This is a genomic window from Gordonia tangerina (assembly GCF_021556435.1).
GTDB classification, from domain to species: Bacteria; Actinomycetota; Actinomycetes; order Mycobacteriales; family Mycobacteriaceae; genus Gordonia; species Gordonia tangerina.
The window spans coordinates 59,703-84,763 of the sequence record NZ_JAKGCU010000003.1; the positions used below are offsets into that span (position 1 = coordinate 59,703).

Here is a 25,061-nt window from a genome sequence, read left to right on the forward strand (position 1 = left end):
GAGTTCACCGACGCATCGCCACCGTTACCGCTGCCGTCGGCGTCACCGCATCGCGGCGAGGCCCCGGTCGATGAGGATCGGGACGTCGACGGTGTCCGTGTCCGCGGGGAGGGCATCGATCGGCCACCATGCCAGGTCGACCGACTCGTCGCTGCGGATAACCGGTGGCGGATCTCCGTCGGAGGTCGGTTCGGTGATGGCGGCGTAGCGCACGTCGAGGTGGCGTGTGGCTACGCCGAGCGAGCAGGTGATCGGATGGGTATGCAGATGGACCGGCATCGGCGAGAGTCGCAGGGTGGCGATACCGGATTCCTCGATAGCCTCCCGACGCGCGGCATCGGCGATCGTCGTGTCGTCCGGCTCACAGTGCCCGCCGAGCTGAATCCACTTACCCACGCGCGGGTGCAGGGTCAGTAACACATGGCGCAGGGACGCGTCGAACACGATCGCCGACGCGGTGATGTGGCCGGGTTCGCTGGCACGCAGGCACCCGTCGGGGGCTGCGGCCAGGAATGCGAGATACGTGTGGCGCAGGGAGTCCTGTTCGGCATCGGGGGCGGCCCACGAGCGTAGGGCCTGCTCGGTCGAGGCCTTCAACGACGGTGCGCTCATCGCTCGATCACCAGTCCCGTGGTGTCGGCCGGTGCGCGGGTCGGGCTCTCGGTCGCGGGCCGCCCGACGGCGACGGCGCCCAACGGCTCCCACCCGTCGTCGAGGTCGAGAGCCCGGCGCACCACTTCGGGGGCGAAGATCGTCGACCCGATCCAGCAGCTACCGATCCCGCGCACCGACAGCGCGACCAGTAACGCGTTCACCGCGCCGCCGGCTGCGACGGTGAACATCGTGTGTTCGGCAGCGTTGCGTCGCGCATCCCGATACTCGTGAGCCCCGTCGGGAACCAGGAACGGTATCACCAGTTCCGGTGCGTCGTACAGGATCTGACCGCGGCCCAGACGTTTGGCCACCGACTCCGGTGACTTCGCGTCGCTCTCGAGATCGATACGCCAGGCCTGTCTCATCTCGTCGAGCAGGTGTGCACGGCGGTCGCCGGACCGCACCCACACGAAGCGGACGGGATGGGTGTGGTGCGGGGCCGGGGCGGTCAGCGCATCCGCGAACGCGGCGTGCATGATCTCGCTCTCGACGGGTTCGGGCGCAAAGGAACGCACCGATCGGCGGGTCAGCAGTGCCTCGCGCCGTCCGAGTTCGATGGCCTCGGCGGTGCCGAGTCGGAACAGGTCCTCTTCGGCGGGGCGGACCAGGTCGGCCGCCCGCGAACCGTCGTCGACAGGATGCAGGCCACGGATGACGGCGATGGGCATCCCGCCGAGTTTGCCCTTGACGAGATCGGCGGCGGCGGCGATCTCGTCGGCAACGGCGATGTCGGTCACGATCAGCGGATTGCCGTGCGCATCGACCGACCCGTCATAAGGGTGAGAGACGGCGACCCCTGCCGACCCGATCGCGACATCGGTCTGGCCGTTGCGCCACGCCCGACCCATGGTGTCGGTGACCACCACCGCCACGTCGAGATCGGCCAGCTCGTGGATGCGCCGTCGTAGTCCGGCCGCGCTGAGGTCCGGGTCGACGGGCAGCAGCGCGAGCTGATCGGTCGCGACATTCGAACCGTCGACGCCGGCGGCGGCCTGGACGAGACCGTTGCGGTTCTCCGTGATCAGCGTGCGGTTCTTGCGAGCCAGCACGCGAACCGATTCGGCGTCGATGAGTCGTCGGCGCAGAGCGTCTCGCTCGTCGGGGTCGGTCGGCGCATCGACCATGCGTCCCTCGACCTTGGAGAAGATCTTGCTGGTCGCCACGATCACGTCGCCGTCGGCGAGCCAGGGCGCCGCTGTGAGCAATTCGGCGGCGACGTCCATGCCCGGCCCGAACTCGCCGAGGCCGGTGACCGGCCGGATCTCGAGTCCGCCGCTCGCGCCGTGGTCGGGTCGACCGGTGCCGGCGGTCATGCGGGTCCGCCAACGGAGCCGTCGTCGAGGTCGGGAGTGCCGACTCCGACGAGTGCGCACGCATCGCGCACCATCTGCGCGGTGGCGGCGGGATCGGTCATCAGCAGGGGAGCCGAGCCGATGGTGATCCCGTCGACGGCGGCCCGGTCGCCCTCGGCCACCAGCCAGCCGTCCAGGATTCCGTTGCCGCTGCGAGCGCCGTAGTGGGCCGCGATCGCCTCCGCCGAGGTCTCCACGCCGATCACCGACAGACATTCGTCGGCCATCCCACGCAGGGGCCGGTTGTCGATGACCGGCGAGATCCCGACCACCGGTGCGGGCGTGGTCCGGAGCGCACTTCGGATGCCGGGCACACTCACGATGGCGCCGATGCTGACCACCGGGTTGCTGGGCGCGAGCAACACGACGTCGGCGTCGGCGATCGCCTCGGCCACTCCCGGCGCGGCTCGGGTGTCGTCGGAGCCCACCTGCGCGAACCCGAAGGTGGGTATGCGGGCGCGGTGGCGCACCCACCATTCCTGGAAATGAATGGCCACGCGCTCACCTTCGTCACCGTCGGGTTTGGCCACCACCACATGGGTCTCATGTCGGTCGTCGGTGGCCGGCAGCAAGCGCACCCCGGGCTGCCAACGCCGGCACAGGGCTGCGGTCACGTCGGACAGTCGATAGCCCGCGTCCAGCATCTGCGTGCGGATCAGGTGTGTGGCGAGATCGCGGTCACCCAGACCGAACCAGTCGGGGTCGGCGCCGTAGGCGGCCAGCTCTTCCTTGGCGTGCCACGTCTCGTCGACCCGGCCCCAACCGCGGGCGGTGTCGATTCCGCCGCCGAGGGTGTACATGCACGTGTCGAGGTCAGGGCAGATACGCACCCCGTGCATCCAGGCATCGTCGCCGACGTTGACGACTGCGGTCACCGAATGCGTACCGGCGCCGGCGCCGGGATGTGGCGGGCTACCGATGACGTCGCCGTCTGCCGTGTCCCGGTGCGAGGGCTGCTCGGCCGGATCAGGAAAGGGGGTGGGCCCGAATACCTCCCGCACGCCGGAGAGAAACCGCGCGCCACCGACACCGCCCACGAGGACCGTCACTTTCACCTCGTTCACTCTAGGCCATGTCTCCCAACGCCCTTGGCGGGCGTTGGCGGCTGTCACATGACTGACGCGTCGTCGGCGATGCATCGCGAACGCGCTGCGAGGACGCGAAGTCCGAGGTCACCGTCGGTACGCCGATGACGTGGCGACCGGGTGGCATTGGGTTCGCTACCATGGGTGGCACTCTGGGGGGAGGGGATCGGCGATCTGTGAGATTGCAGATCCCCACCGACCCGGTCCGTGTCGGACCGAGAGATCCCGAAGACTGGTGGTATGAAGGAATCTTTCGGTTTAACTTGACCGCGGTGGCCTCGGCCGTGTGTAATCACATCAGTGTCATTCCGGGTTTCGAGATCGAGAATCGATGGAGCGCAAGGCTTTCGCTCATATGTTCGAAGAGCCCGGTGGGGGTTGGCCCCGGACACGCGGTGAGATCGACGGTGTGGGCAGATGCGGCGGAGCGGCAGGGTGGCCGGCCGCATCCGGCGGTAACTGGAACTGACAGACTCTCGAGCTAGGAGGCGCCGACGATGGCTTTCGAAAACCCGATCGGCAATCCCCTTGAACCACGCAATATTTCCGATCAACACAGCCCTGCCGCACCGATCGATCGGGCGGAAGAGCTCGCCGGTGCCGAGGTGGGCGTCAATCCCATTGGAATGCCCGGCGATTCATTCATGTCGCCGATCATCGGTGTGGATTCCGCTGAGCCGGTAGAGAATTCGCCGTGGCCTCAGCGTCGCCACCTCTCCTTGGTGCCCAACGATTTCGATGATCTCTTCGACGCGGTCGAGGAACAGTGGCAGGACCGCGCGCTCTGTGCGCAGACCGATCCGGAGGCGTTCTTCCCGGAGAAGGGCGGGTCCACCCGCGAGGCCAAGCGCATCTGCCAGGGCTGCGAGGTCAAGTCGGAATGCCTCGAGTACGCGTTACACAACGACGAGCGGTTCGGCATCTGGGGCGGTCTCTCCGAGCGTGAGCGCCGCCGCCTCAAGCGCGGCATCATCTGAGGGTCCGCCGGTCCGCTCAGCGGGCCGAACAGTAGGGCGGTCACAGCTCCTGCGGTGTCACCGAGTGCTGTTCACCGTCACGGCGCCGATCACTCCGGCCCGCGGTCGACAGTGTCCTCATCGACGCCGAGGTGGGTCGCCACCTGCTGCACCAGGACTTCGTGGACGAGTTCCAGCAGATCGGCGCCACGCTTGGCGCGGATCTCCAGTGGTCGCCGAAACAATATGATCTGGGCCCGCGTGGGCTGACCGGTCACGTCGACGCCGGCCGGGATGAGTCGAGCCAGCGGTATGGCCCCGTCGGCGGTGACCTCGTCGGGCCACTGGATCGACTCAGGGTCGCGCGGAAGCATGCGGGGGATGTCGTCGACGGCGATGTCGAGCCCGATGAGCTGTTCGTGCCAGTGCGCATCGATCTCCGCGAACGCTTCGAGAGCGGTCACGTCGAACGAGTCGGATCGGCTGGCGAATGCCGGCACGGATTGGGGTAACAGCGGCGAACGCAGGCCGCGTCCACGGCGGTCGCGGACCCCGATTCGCCGACCGGATCGCCGTGTGGGTGCCCCGGACCGAGACTCCGCGGCCCGGCCGCGGGTTTGGTTCAGCCGACCCCGCGCGTCCTGCCCGCGGCCGCGCGGATCGTCGCCACGGCCACGCGAGGGGCGGGGAGCATCGAAGCGCATGTCGAGAGTGTAGGTATTTGTCACGTCGGTGTCTCGGGTGAGGTGTCTTTGGGCGTGCGCGCGTGTCGCCACCGGCGCGCAAGGCCCCGCGGGGATAACCTCGACTGCGTGAAGCTCCCCCGACAGTGCTGCAGGCCCGGCTGCGCCCGTTCCGCGGTGGCTACCCTGACCTTCGTCTACGCCGAGTCGACCGCGGTGATCGGACCGTTGGCCAGCAGCGCCGAGCCGCATTCGTGGGATCTGTGTGACGAACATGCCCGACGGATCACCGTGCCACGGGGCTGGGAGATGTTGCGCAGCGAGAGCGGCTTCTCCGCGCCGGTCGCCGAGGACTACGAGCTCACCGCGCTGGCCGAGGCGGTCCGTGAGGTCGGCGGCGCCGACCGTGTCGATGTGACACCGGGATTCCCCGATCTGTTCGATCCCCTCGACGACACGCGGCCGCCGGGCCGACATCGTCGCGGACGTCCCGGGGTGGCGTCATCGGAATCGTCACCGTCGGCCGATGAGCCCACACGTCGCTCGCCGCATTCCGCACGGCCACGACCGGGACGTCGCGGTCACCTACGGGTGCTGCCCGATCCCATCGACTGATCGGGGTGCGCGGCGGCAGCCGTACCGGTCATTCGCGTCGGCCTGCGTGGGGTCGCAACGTGGCGCTCGGGTCGTCGGCGAAGTGGTTGACGAGTCGGCTCCGTGGTTAATCTAGATGGCATGCGCACCGGTTCCCTCGACCTCGATGACGTCGAGGAGTTGATCGATGCCGACGTAGACGGATTACTGCCGACGGTTGCCCTGGCGGGCGCCCAGGTGCGTGCGGTCGCGGAGGCGCAGCGTGAGGGAGTGTTGGAGCCCCTCAAGCAGTTGCGTCCGCGCAGCGTCGTGATCGTGTGCTCGCCCACCGGGGCCGCTGCGCCTGCGGCCGCCCTGGTGACCGCGGCCGTCGGCGCGCGCGTCGACGTGCCGATCGTGTGTGCCTCGGTACTGCCGGGCTGGATCGGTCCGCTCGACGTGGTGGTGATCGCCGGTGACGACGCCGGCGACATGATGCTGGCCGACGCCGCAGCCCGATCGTTGCGCCGCCGCGCGGAGGTCGTGGTCGCCGCCCCGATCGAGGGTCCGTTGCGGGAAGCGCTGGGTGGCAACGGTATCGATCTGTCGCCGCGCGTCGGCGTGGACCCGCGTTTCCGGTTCCCGGGGTTTGTCGCGGCGCTGTTGGCCGTCGTGGTCTCGCTGTCGCAGGTGCGGTTCACCGGTCGCGCTCCCGGGCTGGCCGACCTCGCGGACGCCATCGACGCCGAGGCCGGAGCCAACCATCCGCGTCAGGAGAGTTTCCACAACCTTGCCAAGGCGATCGCGGGACGACTCGATGGCCGGTCGATCCTCTGGGTCGGCGACTCCGCGGCAACCGCGGTGGTGGCCGCGCAGGCGTCCCGGGCGCTGGTGGCTCTGGCGGGCGTGATCTCGGCGACCGCCGAGATTGGTGACGTCATGCGGCTGCATCGGGAGTTTTCGGCACGCACCGGATCGGCCCCCACCGATTCGATCTTCTACGACCCGGACTTCGACGGTCCGGCAGCGGAGGCACCACCGCGGGTCATGGCGGTCACCACGCCGGCGCGCGACTGGTATCTGCGCAGGCGGCTCGACGGGATCGGCGATCTCGACGTGCTGACCGGCGAATCGGGCACCCCGACGCCACCGAGCCCGGCGCAGATGCCCGATGAGGCGGCCGCCGACGCACCCGCAGACATCGAAGCGTTGCTCGTACTGGTGTTGCGGATCGAGATGGCCGCCGTCTATCTCCGGCTGATCAGGACCTGAGGTGATGAGAACCCTGGAAGGCGTGGTGCGGCCCTACGCGTGGGGGTCGCGGACCGCGATCGCGTCGATGCGAGGCAAGGCGGTGCCGTCCCCGCATCCGGAGGCCGAGTTGTGGTTCGGGGCTCATCCGGCCGGACCGGCGTCCTGTCTCGGCGCGGACGGTCAGATCGACGTCGACTTGCTGACGGCGATCCAAGCAGACCCACCCGGGATGCTGGGTCAACACACGATCGACCGATTCGACGGTAGGTTGCCGTTCCTGATGAAGGTCCTCGCGGCCGAGGAACCGCTGTCGTTGCAGGCGCATCCGAGTGCCGACCAGGCGCGCGACGGCTTCGAGCGCGAGAACGCACAGGGCCTGCGACTCGATGCCTCAGATCGCAACTATCGCGACCCGTGGCACAAACCCGAACTCATCGTGGCGCTCACCGAGTTCGAGGCGTTGGCCGGTTTCCGCGATCCGGGTGCGACCGTGGACTTGCTGCGAGAACTGCAGGTCGCTGAACTCGATCCGTATCTCGGTATGTTGGCCGGGCAACCGGATTCCGAAGGTCTACGCGCCCTGTTCACCACATGGCTGACCCTGCCCGACGCGTCCATCACCACCCTGGTGCCCGCGGTGCTGGCCGCGGCGGTAGAACTCCTCAGCTCGGGACGGCCGAGGTTCGCCGCGGAGCTGCGCACCGTGCTGGAACTCGGCGAGGTCTACCCGCGAGACCCGGGAGTCCTGGCGTCCTTGCTGCTCAATCGGATTCATCTCGAGCCGGGGGACGGACTCTACCTGCCCGCGGGAAACCTGCACGCGTATCTGCGGGGGACCGGGGTGGAGATCATGGCGAACTCCGACAACGTGCTCCGCGGTGGATTGACACCCAAACACATCGACGTCCCCGAATTGCTGCGCGTGCTCGATTTCACGCCCGCCGCCGTGGATGATCTCGTGCCTGCGGTACACACCGTCGGCGCCGAGCGCATCTATGTGACCGCCGCTCCCGAGTTCCGGTTGTCGCGGGTGGAGCTCGACGGCACCGGCCTGCTGTATGCCTCCTCGATCTGTTTCGACATGCCCGGTCCACAGATCCTGACCGTGCTGACCGGTTCGATCGAGGTCCGTCCGATGGGTGGCCGGCCCATCACGGTTCGGGCCGGGCAGGCGGTGTGGATCGCCGACTCCGAGCCCGATGTGGTGGTGCACGCATCGTCGTCGCGTGCGGTGTTCTTCCGGGCACTGGTCCCGGTGAGTGCGGGGCGCGAGCAGTAGCGCCGTGCCAGCGCTTCGCTACCGCCCCAGCATCTTCCATTCGTCGGGGGTCGCAACCATCGTGACGGCCACTCGCTCGTTGGCCGTGGTGACCGAGATGTCCTGGGGCGCCCGCGGGTTCTGCCGGAGGATGACCGCTGCGTCGGGGACCAGGTCGGTCACGCGTGGATCGTCGGGTGCGAGAACCGTCAGATGCGTGGTGTGGGGTTCGGCCGGCGGCGGGGTGAGTCCGTCGTAGACCGCCACCCGGTGCCCGAGCGGGGCCTGGACCCGGTCGGAGCTCAATGCGAGTCGCCGCAGATCGCCGACCTGGGCGATCAGGTTGTGCCACTGGGCCGGTCGCACGGAGTGCACGGTGACCGCAGCGCCGATCGCGATCGCCCGCAGGATCACCTGACCGACCACCTGTGGTCCAGCGCAGAGCGCCACCGCCCGGACGTCGGGACCGAGCAGCGGTACCGCGACGGCTCGCCCGCTGTGGTCGGCACCAACAAGTTGTCCACATCCGCCGGCCGGTATCCGCATCGACCGCAGCAACGCGAGGGCGTCGTCGCCGTGAGCGCACCGGAGGCGGCGATCGAGCCTGCCGGGTACGGCAATCGGCAGACTGGCTGCCAGAGCGTCGAATTGGTGTCCCTCCAGCACGGTCAGACCTGCCGGGAGCGGATCGGCCGTTCGGCCCGCCGTCGGCAACTCGGCGAATCGCACCATGCCGCTGACCTCGAGTGCGCCCTCGGCATCATGGCGCAGGCGCACCGTCGTGGTGGTCGACAACGCGGTGTTGACCCAGATCGTCGACATGACGGACGCGAGTAGGTCCGGGTCGATGAGCGCGCTACGAAACCGCAGTTCGCCTGCGGCGATGGAATCCCACTCCTCGCCCATGTCGTCGATCGGTGCGCCCTCGGACAACTGGGTGGTGACCGTGGTGATCTCGGCGGCGTTGAGGATCGAGACGCGCAGGCCGCTCTCCGAGAGCCGGTTGGCCACGCGGCGAGTGCTGATCGTCGCCGTGCGCAGGGCGCCGACGGCACCTCCGCCACGACGCGCCACCGCGTCGGCGCAATGCAGGGGGTTGAGGCGGAGCACGACCAGCACGGAGCGGTGCGCCGTCGCCGCCAGCGGGCCCAGGGTGCGGTGGTAGGTCTGCGCGATCGTGCCGCCGCCCCAGCTACGCACGCCGTGGCTGATCACCTCGATCGAATCCAGTCGGATGTCGAACGGGTTGATGCACTCGGCGAGCGCATCCAGTGGCACCACCTGGCCGGTCGGGTCGTTCACCGCGGCCCCGGCCGGGGTCAGATAGGTCACCGCAGGCGTTGCGGGCGACACCCGGAGCACGGTGATCAGTGTGTCGCCCACCCACCGGGCGCCGATGGTGTCGGTCACCGACGTCGGTGTCCTCAGGGGGGTGCGGCCGGTCTGTGGTCCGGCCGGAATGTCGAAGGACGCCGGAACGAGGTCGGCGGCGCCCCGCTGTGCCCGCGCCCAGCGGAAGCCGATGCGGTGCGACCAGGCAGCGACCATCGACCTGCGCCCACGCAGCGGGATCAGTGCGAGTGAGGCGAGTGCGGCGAGTATCAGCGCGATCGCACCCAGCGTGGACCCGCTGACGGCCCATCCGACGAGTCCGGCGGCGAGGACGGTCTCGATCAGCACCAGGGTGCCCAGCGGCAGGCCACGACGGTGCCGGTGTGCGCCCGCGGGATGATCGGTGTCCACGCGCGCCGCCGACCGTGTCGCCCCCGCGCTCGTCGCAGTCGGTGGCGGTGCGCCCCGCATCACCATGGAACCCCCCTCAGTTCTCCGGGTGACAGGCACGACACCCGCGGAAACGTATCGGCTACGCTACTACGCGGCGAATCGTCGGTGACCACGTGATACTCGGTGAGGCGAGGATGAGCCGTGTCTGCCACGCAGTCGGAATGGGGGAACGATGGCCCGGCAGCTGACCACCAGGGCGCAGGTGAACGGTTACCGTTTCCTGCTGCGCCGTCTGGAACATGCGCTGGTGCGGCGGGACGTGCGGATGCTGCACGACCCGATGCGCTCGCAGATACAAGCACTACTCGTCGGTACCGTACTGGGCCTGCTGGTCCTGGGTGGTTGCGGGGTGTGGGGGCTCATCCGGCCACAGGGCTCGGTGGGCGACGCGAAGATCGTCGTCAGCAAGGATGGCGGCGGCAACTACGTCGTCATCGATGACACCCTGCATCCGGTCCTCAATCTCGCGTCGGCTCGGTTGATCACCGGCAGCAGTGAGTCGCCTGCGTCGGTCAGCGACGGCAAACTCGCGTCATATCCGCGCGGACCCTTACTCGGTATCCCCGGCGCGCCCGGCGCGTTGCCGTCGTCGGGCCACCCCGGCGAGTCGTTCTGGACCGTCTGCGACACCGCGGCCGTCTACCCGAACGTCTCCGGAGAGTCGATCACTCTCACGGTCATCGGGGAGCGACCAGTGCTCGGCGGAGCGATCGACTCCGCGGACAGCGATGACGCGGTCATGGTGACCACCGGTGGCGAGACCTACCTCGTGTACACGGTGATGCGTGATGGCACGCCGCGCACGGTGCGGGCAGCCGTGGACACCGACAGCGTTCCGGTGATGCGTGCGTTGGGCCTCGAGGGGGTCGCGCCGCGTGAGATGAGTGCCGGACTACTGAACAGTTTCCCCGAGGTCGACCCGATCGAGGTGCCCGACATCAGCGGTGAAGGCCGGCCCGGGGGAATGCGCGACGACGACATCCGTGTGGGCTCGGTGGTGAAGTCCGTCGGCATCGACGATCAGACGAGCTACTACGTCGTGTTGCGGGACGGTGTGCAACAGATCACCGAGGCGACCGCAGAGATCCTGCGTCTCGCCGATCGCGACGGCACCGCTCCCGTCCAGACGGTGGCGCCGGGGGAGATCGCGGCCACGCCGACGTCCGCACGCCTACCTGTCGACGACTTCCCCGATCGCGCACCGAATCTGGTGGATGTCGACACCGGTGGCACGCTGTGTCGATCCTGGTCGCGCGGTGCGGATGATCCCGCGGCGACCACCGGGTTCCTGATCGGTCGGACGTTGCCCCTACCCGACGGTGCCGAGCCGGTATCCCTCACCTCGGCGGACGGTCCGGGCCCGGGCGTCGATCAGGTGTACCTCCGTCCGGGCACCGGTGAGTACCTCCAGGTCACCGGCGCCGAACCCGACAGCGAACGCGTCGAATCCCGGTTCTTCGTCAGTGATTTCGGGATTCGCTTCGGGGTGGCCGATGCCGAGGCCGGGCAGATCCTGGGATTGGGTGAGCGTCCCATGCAGGCGCCATGGTCGGTGATCTCGCTGCTGGCCGCCGGTCCGTCCTTGTCCCGGACCGCCGCGCTGGTGTCCCACGACGGCATGGTGCCCGATCAGGACGGCCGGGCCATCGCCGACCCCGGCAACTGACCCACCGTCGGCAAACTGCCAACTGAACCTGCGCGTCGACTGGGCGCTGTTTTCGGTCGACTGGGCGTGGCTGCCGTTCAGGACGTCAGTGGGCCGCCGACGATGTTGGAGACGATGCCGCGGATGATCCGGGTCCCGTCTTCGGAGCGCAGCTCGTCGTACCAAGCGGCAGTCGCCGCCGGATCCTTGGCGTGGGTCACGTCGCACCGCCGGCGCGCGCGCAGGACGAGATCGCCGGCCCGCTCGGTGCGCGACGACTCGTAGGCGGCCAGCGCTGCGTGGACATCGTCGCGGTGCTCTGTGAACGCGAACTGAAGTGCCACTGCGTCTTCCATCGCCGAACAGCCGCCCTGTCCGATGTCGGGAGTGGTGTTGTGGGCGGCGTCGCCGAGCACCGCGACCCGGCCCTTGACCCAGGTGTGAAACGGATCGAGGTCGAGGATCTCGACGCGATTGGTGGTCGCCGGGTCGAGCTTCTCGATGAGCCGCTGGACCCCGGGGGCCCAACGCGCGAAATTGTCCGCGAGGACCTCGCGCGCGGTACCGCGTTCGTAGGGTTCACCTTCTGGCATCGTCACATCGAAGAAGAAGTAGAAGCGATTGTCGGCGATGGGCATCACCGACACCCGCTTTCCGTCGCCCACGTAGGTGGTCCACTCGGTGGCCGGCCCGATGGCCTCATCCACCTCGACGAGACCGTTGAAATTGACATAGCCCGCATATCGGCGTTCCACCGGTCCGCCCAGGACATACTCGCGCGTCAGGGATTTGGCACCGTCGGCGCCGATGACGATGTCGCCCGTGGCGGTGGTGCCGTCGGCGAACTCGACCGTGGCCTGCGTGGGGCCGTCGGCGACACTGACCATCTTCTTGCCGAAGTTGATGTCCGCCATGCCGTACGCGGTCATCAGCATCATCTGCAGCTCGGCCCGGGCGACGGGGTACGGGCGCTGCCCGACCTCATCGATCAGTGGTTGCATGCTGAAGCGGCACATGGTTTCGCCGGTGAACCCGTCGACGTAGGACATGGAGTCGACGATGCCGCCGAGCGCCGCTGTCTGTTTCTCGAGTCCGAGGTGGTTGAGGCATTTGACGCCGTTGGACCAGACCGAGATCGCGGCGCCCACCGGCTTGTTCTCGGTCACCTGTTCATAGACCTCGACCTCGTGACCGATCTGCTTGAGCGCGATGGCAGCGCTGAGTCCGCCCATTCCGGCGCCGATGATGACAGCCTTCACCTCGTGGGGTCCCTTCTCTCCGGTGTCGCCATCCGTGCGGGGCCGGGGCGACAGGTCAGTCAAGGCTATGACGGTTGCCGCACCACCGCAGAACGGCCGAGGTGACCGCGGGCTTCGTGAACGTGGGGGTTCAGTCGCCGGTCACGCCGCGGGCCAGGGTGCGGACCATCTCTTCCCACTCGGCGGTGATGGTCTCTAGGTCGAGGCCGGCGACTTCGACGAGATGCTTGACCGCCGCCGCATTCAACGGAGACTGCACCGCGACCGAGATGACGTCGAGGCGATCGCCGAATCCCAACTGATGCAGCAAGATCTGGACATGGCGGTTGGACGCCGACCACACCGGGTGGTTCATGAAGTCGCCGCCGGCGCCGCCGGCCTCGAGCAGGATGTCCAGATGGCTCGAGGTGAGCTTGAGCCGGGCCCGGCCATAGGCGAGCAGGCGATCCAACGGGGGAGCGCCCGGCCCCAATGGTTGCGGCCCGGAGATGTAGGCGCGCTGGATCTCCGACTCTGAATGATCGAGTAGCGCGAACATCAGGCCCGTCCGGCTGCCGAAGCGCCGGAACACGGTGCCCTTGCCGACACCTGCTTCGCGGGCGACCGCGTCCATCGTCACGGCGGCGGCGCCGTGATTGTCGATGAGGTTCTGGGCCGCCGCGAGCAGCAAGCGGCGATTCCGCGCGGCATCGGCCCGTTCGGTGTCCGCCCGTTCGCCGACGCCGACGGACATGCTCAGAGGTATGAAACCGCCGTCGGGACCGTTCGACACAGTGACGAGGGTAACGGTTCGGGCGGATCGGGAATCGGTGGGACCGGCCTGCCGTTTGATACTTCGAATGGCTAACCATCGAGTGCGTGGATAACAGGAGGAGCGTCCGTGAGCGAACGCAATGTGGAGATCGTGGCGCTGGTGGGCAGTCTGCGCCGCGAATCGATCAACCGAGGTCTCGCCCAGCTCGCCGCCGACAAGGCTCCGGCCGGCATCACCGTGACCGTGGTCGATGGTCTGGGCCGGCTGGCGTTCTACAGCGAGGACGACGACCCCTCCATCGAGGCGGGCGCGACTCTGCCCGAGGGCGTCACCGGGTTGCGTGAGGCGGTCGCTGCGGCCGACGCCGTGCTGCTGGTCACCCCGGAGTACAACGGCACCATGCCCGCGGTGTTGAAGAACGCCATCGACTGGCTCTCGCGCCCGTACGGTGCCGGTGCCCTGTCGGGCAAGCCGGTCGGCGTGATCGGCGCGGCATTGGGCCGGTTCGCGGGTACCTGGTCACGTGAAGACACCCGTAAGTCCGTGAAGATCGCCGGCGGCCACGTCGTCGAGGAGGTCGAGTTCGGGCTGCAGACCTCCTCGATGTCCGACGACGGACTCGCCGACGCGGAGCTCGTCACCGGGGTGGTGGACGCGGTTCGCCGACTGGCCGATGAGGTGTCGGTGTCGGTCTGATCAACCGATGGTGACGATGCGCCGCCGCGAGCAAGGGCTCGCGGCGGCGTTGGTCGTTTGCGGGGTTGTGGAGTGCCGTGGGACACCTTGTGGACTGCCGGGGGACAACATGTGGACGACACGCCGGACACGCCCGACTTCACGATCTCGCATGCCTACGACCTGCGACTTTCACGAATGTTATTCACAACCTCTAGTGGTGGTGCGAATTGTCAGCCACTAGGTGTAGTGTTTGGGAGACCGGCAGGGCGGATTACCTACACGAATGTGATTCTGCGGAAAGCGCCTCGAAGACGGTGATATAGGTCACCATCTTCACGTTGGGAAAGTGCGGCCACCGCACTGCGTTGAAGACAGATGTAGAGCGTGAATGCAGATGTCGAGCGCGAAGGTGGCGGGTTCGGTTTCCTCTGACAAGGGCCGAACGGTGACGGCCCGGATGGGTCGATGCCGGCGACATGGTGGACACCCGGGCAGCGGTGGACGCCACAGCACACACGACGACCAGACCAGCCTGATCCAACAGACGCATCGAACCGCACGAGGAGAACTTTGATGGCCATCACCGTCTACACCAAGCCCGCCTGCGTCCAGTGCAACGCCACCTACAAGGCCCTCGACAAGCAGGGCCTGGCTTACGAGGTGGTTGACATCAGCACCGACGATGAGGCGCGCGACTATGTGATGGCGCTCGGTTACCTGCAGGCCCCCGTGGTGGTCGTCGGCGACGAACACTGGTCGGGTTTCCGCCCGGACCGCATCAAGGCCCTCGCCGCATCGGCTGCCTGATCCCCCTCTGTCGGCCTGATGGGGAAGTCGGGTTCGATCATGGTGCGATCGGGGTAAGCGAGATCACGAGGTAGCACACGAGTCAGGAGTTTGGAGGTCGATCGTGACCCAGGCCTCGAATCCCGACGCTTCGGTCCGGGCGTCCCACCCGGCGCCACTGATCGTCTATTTTTCCTCGGTGTCGGAGAACACGCATCGATTCGTCGAGAAGCTCGGATTGCGCGCGCAGCGTATCCCGGTCCTCGGCGATCCTGCGGTGTTCACCGTCGATGAGCCGTTCGTGCTGGTGCTGCCCACCTATGGCGGTGGCAAGGCGACCGGCGACCGATCCGGGTACGTGCCCAAGCAGGTCATCAAGTTCCTCAACAACATCCACAACCGCTCGCTGATCCGCGCCGTCATCGCGGCCGGGAACACCAACTTCGGCGAGGAGTTCTGTCTCGCCGGCGACATCGTCTCGCGGAAGTGTCGGGTGCCCTATCTCTATCGGTTCGAGCTGATGGGCACTGTCGACGATGTCGAGCGGGTACGGGACGGGCTGGCCGATTTCGCGCTGAGCTCGGCGTTCACCCATCCGGACCGGGACGCGCTGAGCGTTTCGCGCGCCTGAACTGTCAGACCCCACGAGTACCGTTTCGCCCACAATCATCTAGCTGCAGGAGTCTTTCGTGTCGCCAACCGCCGCACCCGTCTCGGACACCGCCTCGGCCAGCAAGTCCGGAGTGCATCCCGGCCCGTCGGGGCACGAACCCGGCGAATTGGACTATCACGCGCTCAACGCGATGCTGAACCTGTACGACAGGGACGGCAACATCCAGTTCGACAAGGACCGCGAGGCGGCCAACCAGTACTTCCTGCAGCACGTCAACCAGAACACGGTCTTCTTCCATGACCTCGACGAGAAGCTCGACTACCTGCTCGAGGAGAACTATTACGAGCCCGAGGTCCTCGCGAAGTACGACCGCGAGTTCGTGAAACTCCTGTTCGGGCATGCGTTCTCGAAGAAGTTCCGATTCCCGACGTTCCTCGGCGCGTTCAAGTACTACACCAGCTACACACTGAAGACCTTCGACGGCAAGCGGTTCCTGGAACGCTTCGAGGACCGGGTGTGCATGGTCGCGCTGACGCTGGCCGACGGTGACACGGCGCTGGCCCGTCATCTCGTCGACGAGATCATCGAGGGGCGTTTCCAGCCGGCCACCCCGACCTTCCTCAACTCGGGTAAGAAGCAGCGTGGTGAGCCGGTGAGCTGCTTTTTGCTTCGCATCGAGGACAACATGGAATCCATTGGGAGGTCGATCAATTCGGCTCTCCAGCTCTCCAAGCGCGGCGGAGGAGTGGCGCTGCTGCTGTCCAACATCCGTGAGCACGGCGCGCCGATCAAGAAGATCGAGAACCAGAGCTCGGGCGTCATCCCGATCATGAAGCTGCTCGAGGACTCGTTCTCCTACGCCAACCAGCTCGGCGCGCGCCAGGGCGCCGGCGCGGTGTATCTGCACGCCCATCATCCCGACATCTACCGCTTCCTCGACACCAAGCGGGAGAACGCGGACGAGAAGATCCGTATCAAGACGTTGTCGCTCGGCGTGGTGATCCCCGACATCACCTTTCAGCTCGCCAAGGACAACGACGACATGTACCTGTTCAGCCCGTATGACGTCGAGCGCGTCTATGGAGTGCCGTTCGCCGACGTGAACGTGACCGACACGTACCACGAGATGGTCGAGGACAAGCGCATCCGCAAGACCAAGATCAAGGCCCGCGAGTTCTTCCAGACCCTCGCCGAGTTGCAGTTCGAGTCGGGCTACCCGTACATCATGTTCGAGGACACGGTGAACCGGGCCAACCCGATCGACGGCAAGATCACCCACTCCAACCTGTGCTCGGAGATCCTGCAGGTCTCCACCGCGTCAGAGTTCAACGACGATCTGTCCTACTCGCACATCGGTAAGGACATCTCGTGCAACCTCGGGTCGCTCAACATCGCCAAGGCGATGGACTCACCCGACTTCGGGCAGACCATCGAGACCGCGATCCGCGGTCTCACCGCGGTCAGCGATCAGACCTCGATCACCTCGGTGCCCTCGATCGAGAAGGGCAACAACGACTCCCACGCCATCGGCCTCGGTCAGATGAATCTACACGGCTACCTGGCCCGCGAACGGATCTTCTACGGCAGCGACGAAGGTGTCGACTTCACGAACATCTACTTCTACACGGTGCTGTTCCACGCGCTGCGGGCGTCGAACAAGATCGCGCGTGAACGTGGCCATGCCTTCGGCGGCTTCGAGAAGTCGAAGTACGCCAGCGGGGAGTTCTTCGACAAGTACACCGAGAAGGTGTGGGAGCCGGAGACCCAGAAGGTACGCGACCTGTTCGGCCAGGCCGGAATTCACATTCCCACCCAGGACGACTGGCGGGAGCTGAAGGCCGCCGTGCAGCGCGACGGTATCTACAACCAGAATCTGCAGGCCGTCCCGCCGACCGGATCGATCTCCTACATCAACCACTCGACCAGCTCGATCCACCCGGTGGCCGCGAAGATCGAGATCCGCAAGGAAGGCAAGATCGGCCGCGTCTATTACCCGGCGCCGTACATGACCAACGACAACCTGGAGTACTACCAGGATGCGTATGAGATCGGGTACGAGAAGGTCATCGACACCTACGCCGCGGCGACCCAGCACGTCGACCAGGGGCTGAGTCTCACCCTGTTCTTCAAGGACACCGCCACCACCCGCGACGTCAACAAGGCGCAGATCTACGCGTGGCGCAAGGGGATCAAGACGCTGTATTACATCCGTCTGCGTCAGCTCGCTCTCGAGGGGACTGAGGTGGAAAATTGCGTTTCCTGCATGTTGTGACAGCCTGACCAACTGTTCGTGGATGGTGTGACCATGACAATCGCGAAGTACGGTGTCATATACGGAGTCCGCTTGCGGCCAGAGTACGACTATCGCTATATCGGGCTTACAACCAAGACTGCGTCCAGACGCTTACAGCAACATTTCAAGGTTGCTGCAGCTGGCCGAAAGACTCCGTTCTACGACTGGCTGCGAAAGCAAGATCGCGACAATGTAATAGCCGATGAGCTCGATTGGATCGACGGACTGGACGACTTGGGGCAGGCTGAAATCGCGTGGATTGCCTACCTACGTCGTGACGGTCAGCCGTTACTCAATCTGGCCTCCGGGGGGCTGGGTCCTACCGGCGTTGTATGGACCGAAGAGATGCGCGAAGCAGCTCGAATTCGGTCAACCGGTCGGAAGGGAGTAAGTCGGTTCGCACAAGAAAATCCATTCTTCGGGCGAACGCACTCGGACGAACAGCGAGCGAAGTGGTCAGTCGAGCGACGAGGTTCCATTACAGGAGCGGCCAACCCGAACTTCGGTAAGTTCGGGATCGACCATCCAGGCTACGGACACACGATGTCTGCCGAATCCAGGCAGCGTCTCTCCGAGCAGCGACGAGGCTCGGGGAATCCGAACTTCGGACGCCGAGCGAGCGATGAGACACGTGCCAAGACGTCGGCAACTCGAAAGGGACGACCGCAGCCATCCAGCAAGCGAAGTGCTCACACTCGCTATCACACGAACAAAGGCGTGTTCAAAGACACTTGTCGATACTGCGTTGAGGACGCGGCCACAACAACGAATGAAGAAAGCGGAAGTTGAAATGCCTGAGAAACTGAAGCTCGTCGACCGCGTCTCCGCGATCAACTGGAACCGCGTCCCCGACGAGAAGGACGCCGAGGTCTGGGATCGCCTCACCGGCAACTTCTGGTTGCCGGAGAAGGTGCCGGTGTCCAACGACATCCAGTCGTGGCACACCCTCACCGAGTACGAGAAGCAGCTGACGATGCGGGTCTTCACCGGCCTGACGCTGCTGGACACCATCCAGGGCACCGTCGGTGCGGTCTCGCTGATCCCGGATGCGACCACGCCGCACGAGGAGGCGGTGCTCACCAACATCGCATTCATGGAGTCGGTGCACGCCAAGAGCTACAGCTCCATCTTCTCCACGCTGTGCTCCACCAAGGAGATCGACGAGGCGTTCCGCTGGTCGGAGGAGAACGAGCAGCTGCAGCGCAAGGCGCAGATCGTCATGGATTACTACCGTGGCGACGACCCGCTCAAGCGCAAGGTCGCCTCCACGCTGCTCGAGTCGTTCCTGTTCTATTCCGGCTTCTATCTGCCGATGTACTGGAGCAGCCGCGCCAAGCTCACCAACACCGCCGACCTGATCCGGCTGATCATTCGCGACGAGGCCGTGCACGGCTACTACATCGGCTACAAGTACCAGCGCGGTCTCGAGGTGCAGAGCCCCGAACGTCGCCAAGAGCTCAAGGACTACACCTTCGAGCTGCTGTTCGAGCTCTACGACAACGAGTCCGACTACACCGAGGCCCTCTACGACGAGGTCGGCCTCAGCGAGGACGTCAAGAAGTTCCTGCGCTACAACGCCAACAAGGCGCTGATGAACCTCGGCTACGAGGCGATGTTCCCCAGGGACGAGACCGACGTGAACCCGGCGATTCTGTCGGCGTTGTCACCCAACGCCGACGAGAACCACGACTTCTTCTCCGGCTCGGGCAGCTCGTATGTCATCGGTAAGGCCGTCAACACCGAGGACGAGGACTGGGACTTCTGACACCTTGCGTCTTGTAGTACGGACCGGCGATTTTCGCCGGTCCATACTACGAAATCGGGCGGTCGCGGATGCGGTCGTAGAGATCGTCGAGCAGGTCGATGGCCTCGCCGATGTCGCCAGGCGCGATACCCGAGGCGCGCAACGCTTTGCGGAGCGCATCGGCATCGAGGTCCATGATCGGGTTCATCCGCCCGGGAGTGGGCAGCGGCGGCAGCGTGGCGTTGGTGCCGTAGAAGTCGACGGCCGGAACCACCGCCGTGTCGCGGTCGGCCGCCGGTGAGTCGTCCGCCGGCGCCGTGGCGTCGCTTGCCGCGGCCAGCAACTGCACGGTGTCGGTACCCATCACGGTGAGCAGGGTCGCGGCACTGCGGTCGATCTCGGCGGCCACCTCGTAGGCGACGCACAACACGTGTATGCACCGCGGTGACTCATCCGGACACGTGCAGTCGGCGGCGATGTCGGCCGACTCGGTCGGCATGATCAACTCGCCGATTGCCGACGGTTGCTCCCCGCGCGTCAATGCCATCAGCTCTCCGGTCGCGTCGTTCGTACGCAACAGGGCGACCACGGTCGCCGGATCGACGGCTCGCATGGTGAGGGTCACCTCGAACGGGTCGAGCTGACTACCACGCACCGATGCGGTCACGCGGGCCACGCCGATCTGCAGGCGCTCGGCGTGGTGGTCGCGAAAGTACCGCCGCGCCTGAGTGATCCGCCGATGATCCGCATCGCCGGTGTGCGCGCCCTCGACGACGTCGACAAAACTACGGCCCCACCGGGTCGCGCCATACGCGCGAGCCGCCGAGGCCCTGGGCGTCCGACGTTGACTGCCGCGCGGGCTCACTCGCTGACCGCCTCGTCGCGCAGTGCGAACAGGTCGAACAACTCGTCGTTGCCGAGCTCGGTCAACCAGGTCTCGCCGGACCGCACCGTGAGTCGCGACAGCTCACGCTTGGCGGAGATCATCTCGTCGATCCGCTCCTCCAATGTCCCGACGCACAGGAATCGGTGCACCTGGACGCGCTGATGTTGGCCGATCCGGTAGGCACGATCGGTGGCCTGGTCCTCGACCGCGGGATTCCACCAGCGATCCACATGCAGCACATGGTTCGCGGCCGTCAGGTTCAGTCCGGTGCCCCCGGCCTTGAGGGTGGCGATCAGGGCCGGCGGACCGTCGCCGCTCTGGAAACGGGCGACCATCGCATCGCGGTCGATGCGGTTGATGCCACCGTGCAGCACCGGAATATCGGTGCCCAGCGATTCGGCGAGCCAGGATGACAACAATTCACCGAACGCCGCGAACTGGGTGAAGACCAGCGCCCGATCGCCTTCGGCCGCCGCGGTGGAGAGAATGTCGAGCACCAACTCGACCTTGCCCGACCGGTGCCTGCCACGACGCATCATCGCGGATCCGTCGGCCAGATAATGCGCCGGATGATTGCACACCTGCTTGAGTCGGGTCAGTGCGGCAAGGATGTTGCGCCGACGGATGGTGCGTTGCTGTTTGCTGCGCAGCGCCTCCATCAGCTCGTCGATGACCGCGCGGTACAGCGCCGCCTGCTCGAGGCTGAGGTTGGCACGCACCGTGATGTCGGTCTTCTCGGGTAGATCGGTGATGATCGACGGATCGGTCTTCTCGCGTCGAAGGATGAACGGTTGCGTCAATGCGTTGAGGCGCCGCAGCGCGGCCGGGTCGCGATCGCGTTCGATGGGTTCGGCGAACCGGGCGCGGAACCGCGATGCCGACCCCAGCATGCCCGGATTGACCAGATCGATCACTGCTCTCAGGTCCTCCAGCCGATTCTCCACCGGCGTCCCCGTGAGCGCGATCCGGTGCTCGGCGGGGAAGCCCCGCACGGCCTTCGCTGCTTTGGTGGCCACGTTCTTGAGATGCTGTGCCTCGTCGACGACGATCCGGCGCCAGGTCCGCTGGCCGAGGATCTCCCGGTCCCGGGTGGCGATGGCGAACGTGGTGAGCACGACGTCCGCGCCGGCGAGGACCTCGCCGATCGTCGCGTGCCCCGCGCGCGACGTCCCGTGATGGACCACCACCCGCAGATGCGGTGCGAAGCGTTCGATCTCCCGTTCCCAGTTCCCGACGACCGACATCGGGCAGATGATCAGCGTGGGACCGGCAGCAGGCGCGGGCTCGGCTCGATCGTGATGATCGCCTCTCTCATGGCACAGAAGTGCGATTATCTGGATCGTCTTGCCGAGGCCCATATCGTCGGCCAGCACCCCGCCGATCCGATGGTCGGACAGGTAGGCCAGCCATTCGAGTCCGCGGTGCTGGTAGGGCCGCAATTGTGCGCACAGCGTCGCCGGCGGGGGCAGCTCCGCGGGCCGCAGCCGACCGCCGGCCGCGATGTCGTCGAGCCATGCCAGGCCGTCGATCGAGGTGACCGGTACCGGTACGGAGTCGACGACGAGATTGAACAACTCACCCATGTCGGCCGGATGGTCCGATGTGCCGTGCGCACGTTGGCCGAGGATGAACGCGGCGGCCCGGTGCAGGGCACCTCCTTCGGCGCGAACCCAGGTGCCGCGGATCTTGACGAGGTCGCCTTGACGACGGGCGAGGTCGGTGAGATCGGCCTCCGACAGGGTCATCGCCTCGGGTGTGTCACCCAGGGCCAACCGCCATTCGAACTCGTCGATCTCGGCGACGCCGATCTGCGCGGCGCGCCCGGTGCTGGTGGCCACCGGCCGGGCGCGCAGCCCCAGCGTCGGGCGCACCTCGGCCACTGTCCGGGGCAGCAGCACCGGGCAGCCGGCCTCGGTCAACGCGGCAGCGCCCTCGACGAACAGCTTCTCTACGGTGGGTGTGGTCAGCAGGAAGTCGAGGGAGTGCCGGTCGGGTTCTGCCTGTGCCAACTCGGGAAAGGCGCGGACGGCGGTGGCGAGGCCACTGGTGACACGATCGAGTTCGTGCTGGTCGAGATGCTGCGGTTCCACCGCGTGGATGCGACCGTCGGCATGGCGACGGCACACCTGTAGACGCCACAGGGTGGGCTGATCGGCGGCCCGCCGGGTGGCGTACTCCACATCATCGTCGTCAGGTTCGTGCAGGCGCAGTATCAGCATCGAATCATCTTGCGGTGCAGCCTGATTCCATTGCATCCAGGCCGACTGCGCCATGTGTAGTCGAGATCGCATCGATGGTGATAGCGGCGGTGGTTCCGTGGCCAGTGCTCGTATCAGCCATGCCGCGGGGGGATCGTCGGCGATCAACGGCCCGGCGGCCGCGATTCGGCCGCGACACTCGTGGTCGACGAGTTCGGCGATCATGTCGGTGATCGCCTCGGCGCCACCGTTGGCCGCGACCAACCCTGGTGCGGCCGCCGCCACCACAGCCAGCCAACTGCGCCATGCCGGCGTCGGTACCGACTGCCAACGCAGAAGCGATTCGCCGGCGATGTCGGCGACGCCGGGGGCCACCGAACCGGCGGCGACCGATCGGCGGACGCCGTCGAGTAGATACCGATACCACGCGATCTCGCCGCTGACCGGGTACGGGCGGGTCAGATCGAGCAGTGCGACCGCCGACGACGTGCTCAAGGTCATGCTGCTGATGAACTCACGGCCGGAGCCAGGCCCGGTAATCGTGATCTCCCGCCGAGAACGCCGCCGTGCCAATTGATCCCCGATCGCCACGGGAAGGTCGTCGGGCCCGACATCGGATCGCGACCACCACAGTGCCAGTCCTACCCCCGGTCGCCACAGCGCATGCAGGGGCAGGGCACCGGGGTGCCCGGAGGAAGTGGTTCGGTGTGTATCGACTGGCATGACAAATCACCGATGAGCCTAATCGCTCCGTCGGACATGCTCGCCCCGACGCCGGCCGCCTCAGCGCCAGGCTGTCAACAACTCGCGAGCCCGCTCGGCCAGGCTCATCTGCCACAGCGGGCCAAAACTGACGCGTCCTACTCCGAGTCCCGCGAGATGTGCCCGATCATCCTGCGCGGGATGACCGATCGCGTTGACCGGCAACGGCAACCCCGCCGCCAGGCGACGATGGACGTCGTCGCTGTGGAAGCCCACCGGATACAACGATCGTGCCCCTGCCTCGGCGCACAGCCGCAGCCGGGAGATGGCAAGGTCCACTCGGTCGGACTCCTCGCCGACCTGTTTGAGGAACACGTCGGTGCGGGCGTTGATCACCACCGCGACACCCGCGGCGTCGGCGGCGGCCCGCAACGCTCCCACCAGGTCGGCGTGTTCGGTCGCCGACCGCAACCGACCACCTTCGGAGTGGACGGTGTCCTCGATGTTGAGGCCGACGGCGCCGGCCTCGAGCAGACCATCGACGAGACGTGCCGGCTCCTCGGCATAGCCTGACTCGATGTCGACGGAGATCGGGATCTCGACCGCCGTGGTGATCTGACGCACCCGGGTGAGCAGTTCGTCGAAGGTCATTCCCTCGTTGTCGGCACGACCGATCGAGTCGGCCACCGGATGACTGCCGACGGTCAGCGCGGCGAAGCCGGCGTCGGCGGCGATGTTTGCCGACCAGGCGTCCCACACAGTGGGGAACACACCGGGATCGCCGGGACGGTGTAGATCCAGCAGGGTCTGGGCGAGCTGGGCGAGGTCACGAGTTGCCATCGAGAGATCCCTTCAGGTCGTTGAGCACCAGCCAGGCGGCCGCGAGGCCGGACGAGCGATACCAGATGTCGTCGTCCACTGACAGCACCCGTTTCCAGGTCGGTGCGCCCATGTCCAGCCAACGATCGCTGAGCAGGACGTCTTCTCCGTGCGCCTGACCCTCGTCGCCGACGAAGCTGACGTAGATCAGGTCGGCGTCGGCATCGGTGAAGTTCTGGTCGGTGACCGTGGACGATCGCGGTGAGCGCTGCGGCTCCGGTCGCTGTACTCCGACCATCGACAAGATCTGACCGGCGAAACTGTCGGTGCCCGCGATCATCTCCGAGTCTCCGGTGAACCGGACCAGAGACACCTGGTTGTGCGCGGCGTCCATCCGTCGGCCGGTCTTGCGGGTCTCGGTCCGGAACTCCTCGAGCAGTCGGGTGCCGCTCTCGCTGCGCCCGAGCGCGTCGGCGACCGCCTGGAACTGCGCCTGCCAATCGCCGTCGGTCGGAATTGTCACCACGCGGGCATCGGCGAAGGCCTCGGCCGACGCCGCCGATCGGTCGGTGGTGAGCACGACGTCGGGGTCTGCTTCGCCGGCCGTCGCCGGGTCCGGCGAGGTGCCGATGGTCGGGACAGATCCGAGTTGGGGGCCGAGGTAGGTGGGTATCGAGCCTGCGTCGGACGTCACCGCGACCACCTTGGGTCCGATGCCGAGTGCGCAGATCGGATCGAGCAGGCCCGGGTCGGTCACCGCGATGCGCGCGACGTCGGTCTGCCCGGCATCGGGTGCGGTCGGTGCCAGGCAGGTGCGTGTCAGATCGCGATCGGCGTTGACGATGTTGACCTCGGCGACCCGGGTGGTCACCGTCGAGATGGGTGACCCGTCCGGCGTCGTCAACGGTTCCTCGCCAGCACACGCTGCCAGCGCGCCGGCCAGCAGAACCGCCACCGCGACGCCGCCCACGCGCGGAACCCGCCGGGGCCACGAGGCTCGATGGCGGCCGGTCGGAAGCGGGGTCACCACACTGCGATGCACGCGATCACGCTAGCACCGGCGGACCCGTCGACCTCCCGCGGC

The 25,061-nt window shown here is 66.7% G+C and carries 21 protein-coding genes; 10 read left to right on the plus strand and 11 right to left on the minus strand.

Annotated features, from left to right (window positions below; all coding sequences use genetic code 11):
- Positions 1–42: 42 nt before the first annotated feature.
- The 3 genes from L1892_RS05470 to cofD are packed head-to-tail and all read right to left on the minus strand — an operon-like array spanning position 43 to position 3,061.
- Positions 43–612: an NUDIX hydrolase gene (locus L1892_RS05470; RefSeq protein WP_235722467.1), complete on the minus strand. Its 570-nt coding sequence runs from the start codon at positions 610–612 to the stop codon at positions 43–45.
- Positions 609–1,967: a coenzyme F420-0:L-glutamate ligase gene (locus tag L1892_RS05475; RefSeq protein WP_235722469.1), complete on the minus strand. Its 1,359-nt coding sequence runs from the start codon at positions 1,965–1,967 to the stop codon at positions 609–611. Before L1892_RS05475 ends, L1892_RS05470 begins: the two co-directional genes overlap by 4 nt.
- Entirely contained in the window at positions 1,964–3,061 is a 1,098-nt protein-coding gene (gene cofD / locus L1892_RS05480) for a 2-phospho-L-lactate transferase (protein WP_235722471.1), read from the minus strand. The genes L1892_RS05475 and cofD overlap by 4 nt, the downstream gene beginning before the upstream one ends.
- Positions 3,062–3,810: 749 nt before the next feature.
- Between cofD and L1892_RS05485 the strand changes: the two genes are divergently transcribed.
- On the plus strand, positions 3,811–4,068 hold the full coding sequence (locus tag L1892_RS05485) for a WhiB family transcriptional regulator (RefSeq protein ID WP_171011557.1): 258 nt from the start codon (positions 3,811–3,813) through the stop codon (positions 4,066–4,068).
- An 89-nt stretch (positions 4,069–4,157) separates the two neighbouring features.
- Here L1892_RS05485 and L1892_RS05490 read toward each other — a convergent pair whose 3' ends face one another.
- A complete protein-coding gene (locus tag L1892_RS05490; RefSeq protein ID WP_235722780.1) occupies positions 4,158–4,604 on the minus strand; it encodes a metallopeptidase family protein in 447 nt (148 codons plus the stop codon).
- A 255-nt stretch (positions 4,605–4,859) separates the two neighbouring features.
- On the opposite strand from L1892_RS05490, the gene L1892_RS05495 reads away from it, so the two are divergent.
- From L1892_RS05495 to manA, 3 genes are all read left to right on the plus strand, one after another.
- Positions 4,860–5,345 carry a DUF3499 domain-containing protein gene (locus tag L1892_RS05495; RefSeq protein WP_266061752.1) on the plus strand — a complete coding sequence of 162 codons (486 nt, stop codon included), beginning with the start codon at positions 4,860–4,862 and terminating at the stop codon, positions 5,343–5,345.
- Positions 5,346–5,465: 120 nt separating this feature from the next.
- Positions 5,466–6,575 (plus strand): hypothetical protein, encoded by a 1,110-nt coding sequence (locus L1892_RS05500; RefSeq protein WP_235722473.1) that lies wholly within the window; start codon positions 5,466–5,468, stop codon positions 6,573–6,575.
- A gap of 4 nt (positions 6,576–6,579) precedes the next feature.
- On the plus strand, positions 6,580–7,836 hold the full coding sequence (gene manA, locus L1892_RS05505) for a mannose-6-phosphate isomerase, class I (RefSeq protein ID WP_235722781.1): 1,257 nt from the start codon (positions 6,580–6,582) through the stop codon (positions 7,834–7,836).
- A gap of 18 nt (positions 7,837–7,854) precedes the next feature.
- Here the strand turns inward: manA and eccE are convergent, their stop codons facing one another.
- Entirely contained in the window at positions 7,855–9,558 is a 1,704-nt protein-coding gene (gene eccE, locus L1892_RS05510) for a type VII secretion protein EccE (RefSeq protein ID WP_235722474.1), read from the minus strand.
- Positions 9,559–9,772: 214 nt separating this feature from the next.
- Here eccE and eccB point away from each other — a divergent pair, with 214 nt between their 5' ends.
- Complete coding sequence (gene eccB / locus L1892_RS05515; protein ID WP_235722476.1) at positions 9,773–11,266, plus strand: type VII secretion protein EccB; 1,494 nt, start codon at positions 9,773–9,775, stop codon at positions 11,264–11,266.
- Between the two features lie 77 nt (positions 11,267–11,343).
- Here eccB and hpxO read toward each other — a convergent pair whose 3' ends face one another.
- A complete protein-coding gene (gene hpxO, locus L1892_RS05520; protein ID WP_235722782.1) occupies positions 11,344–12,504 on the minus strand; it encodes an FAD-dependent urate hydroxylase HpxO in 1,161 nt (386 codons plus the stop codon).
- Positions 12,505–12,634: 130 nt separating this feature from the next.
- Entirely contained in the window at positions 12,635–13,276 is a 642-nt protein-coding gene (locus L1892_RS05525; RefSeq protein WP_235722478.1) for a TetR/AcrR family transcriptional regulator, read from the minus strand.
- Between the two features lie 108 nt (positions 13,277–13,384).
- On the opposite strand from L1892_RS05525, the gene L1892_RS05530 reads away from it, so the two are divergent.
- From L1892_RS05530 to nrdF, 5 genes are all read left to right on the plus strand, one after another.
- Positions 13,385–13,954 carry an NAD(P)H-dependent oxidoreductase gene (locus L1892_RS05530; RefSeq protein WP_235722480.1) on the plus strand — a complete coding sequence of 190 codons (570 nt, stop codon included), beginning with the start codon at positions 13,385–13,387 and terminating at the stop codon, positions 13,952–13,954.
- A 555-nt stretch (positions 13,955–14,509) separates the two neighbouring features.
- The gene (locus tag L1892_RS05535; RefSeq protein ID WP_235722481.1) at positions 14,510–14,743 is read left to right on the plus strand and encodes a redoxin NrdH; all 234 of its coding nucleotides are present in this window, start codon (positions 14,510–14,512) and stop codon (positions 14,741–14,743) included.
- Positions 14,744–14,846: 103 nt separating this feature from the next.
- Complete coding sequence (gene nrdI / locus L1892_RS05540) at positions 14,847–15,353, plus strand: class Ib ribonucleoside-diphosphate reductase assembly flavoprotein NrdI (RefSeq protein WP_235722483.1); 507 nt, start codon at positions 14,847–14,849, stop codon at positions 15,351–15,353.
- Positions 15,354–15,411: 58 nt separating this feature from the next.
- Positions 15,412–17,607 carry a class 1b ribonucleoside-diphosphate reductase subunit alpha gene (nrdE, locus tag L1892_RS05545; protein WP_235722484.1) on the plus strand — a complete coding sequence of 732 codons (2,196 nt, stop codon included), beginning with the start codon at positions 15,412–15,414 and terminating at the stop codon, positions 17,605–17,607.
- A gap of 811 nt (positions 17,608–18,418) precedes the next feature.
- Positions 18,419–19,393, plus strand: a complete 975-nt coding sequence (gene nrdF, locus L1892_RS05555) for a class 1b ribonucleoside-diphosphate reductase subunit beta (RefSeq protein ID WP_235722486.1) — start codon at positions 18,419–18,421, stop codon at positions 19,391–19,393.
- Between the two features lie 46 nt (positions 19,394–19,439).
- Here nrdF and L1892_RS05560 read toward each other — a convergent pair whose 3' ends face one another.
- From L1892_RS05560 to L1892_RS05575, 4 genes are read right to left on the minus strand one after another with little or no spacing between them, the layout of a single operon-like run.
- Entirely contained in the window at positions 19,440–20,237 is a 798-nt protein-coding gene (locus L1892_RS05560) for a hypothetical protein (protein ID WP_235722487.1), read from the minus strand.
- Entirely contained in the window at positions 20,234–23,179 is a 2,946-nt protein-coding gene (locus L1892_RS05565; protein WP_235722489.1) for a DEAD/DEAH box helicase, read from the minus strand. Before L1892_RS05565 ends, L1892_RS05560 begins: the two co-directional genes overlap by 4 nt.
- Positions 23,180–23,239: 60 nt before the next feature.
- The gene (locus L1892_RS05570) at positions 23,240–23,998 is read right to left on the minus strand and encodes an isocitrate lyase/PEP mutase family protein (RefSeq protein ID WP_235722491.1); all 759 of its coding nucleotides are present in this window, start codon (positions 23,996–23,998) and stop codon (positions 23,240–23,242) included.
- Positions 23,985–25,019: an ABC transporter substrate-binding protein gene (locus L1892_RS05575; RefSeq protein ID WP_372474970.1), complete on the minus strand. Its 1,035-nt coding sequence runs from the start codon at positions 25,017–25,019 to the stop codon at positions 23,985–23,987. Before L1892_RS05575 ends, L1892_RS05570 begins: the two co-directional genes overlap by 14 nt.
- Positions 25,020–25,061 lie beyond the last annotated feature (42 nt).

Excerpts from the sequence above, each read along its gene's own strand:
- L1892_RS05470 (WP_235722467.1), bottom strand. The coding sequence starts at position 612 with ATGAGCGCACCGTCGTTGAAGGCCTCGACCGAGCAGGCCCTACGCTCG.
- L1892_RS05475 (WP_235722469.1), bottom strand. The coding sequence starts at position 1,967 with ATGACCGCCGGCACCGGTCGACCCGACCACGGCGCGAGCGGCGGACTC.
- L1892_RS05500 (WP_235722473.1), top strand. The coding sequence starts at position 5,466 with ATGCGCACCGGTTCCCTCGACCTCGATGACGTCGAGGAGTTGATCGAT.
- manA (WP_235722781.1), top strand. The coding sequence starts at position 6,580 with ATGAGAACCCTGGAAGGCGTGGTGCGGCCCTACGCGTGGGGGTCGCGG.
- eccB (WP_235722476.1), top strand. The coding sequence starts at position 9,773 with ATGGCCCGGCAGCTGACCACCAGGGCGCAGGTGAACGGTTACCGTTTC.
- L1892_RS05535 (WP_235722481.1), top strand. The coding sequence starts at position 14,510 with ATGGCCATCACCGTCTACACCAAGCCCGCCTGCGTCCAGTGCAACGCC.
- nrdF (WP_235722486.1), top strand. The coding sequence starts at position 18,419 with ATGCCTGAGAAACTGAAGCTCGTCGACCGCGTCTCCGCGATCAACTGG.
- L1892_RS05565 (WP_235722489.1), bottom strand. The coding sequence starts at position 23,179 with ATGCCAGTCGATACACACCGAACCACTTCCTCCGGGCACCCCGGTGCC.
- L1892_RS05570 (WP_235722491.1), bottom strand. The coding sequence starts at position 23,998 with ATGGCAACTCGTGACCTCGCCCAGCTCGCCCAGACCCTGCTGGATCTA.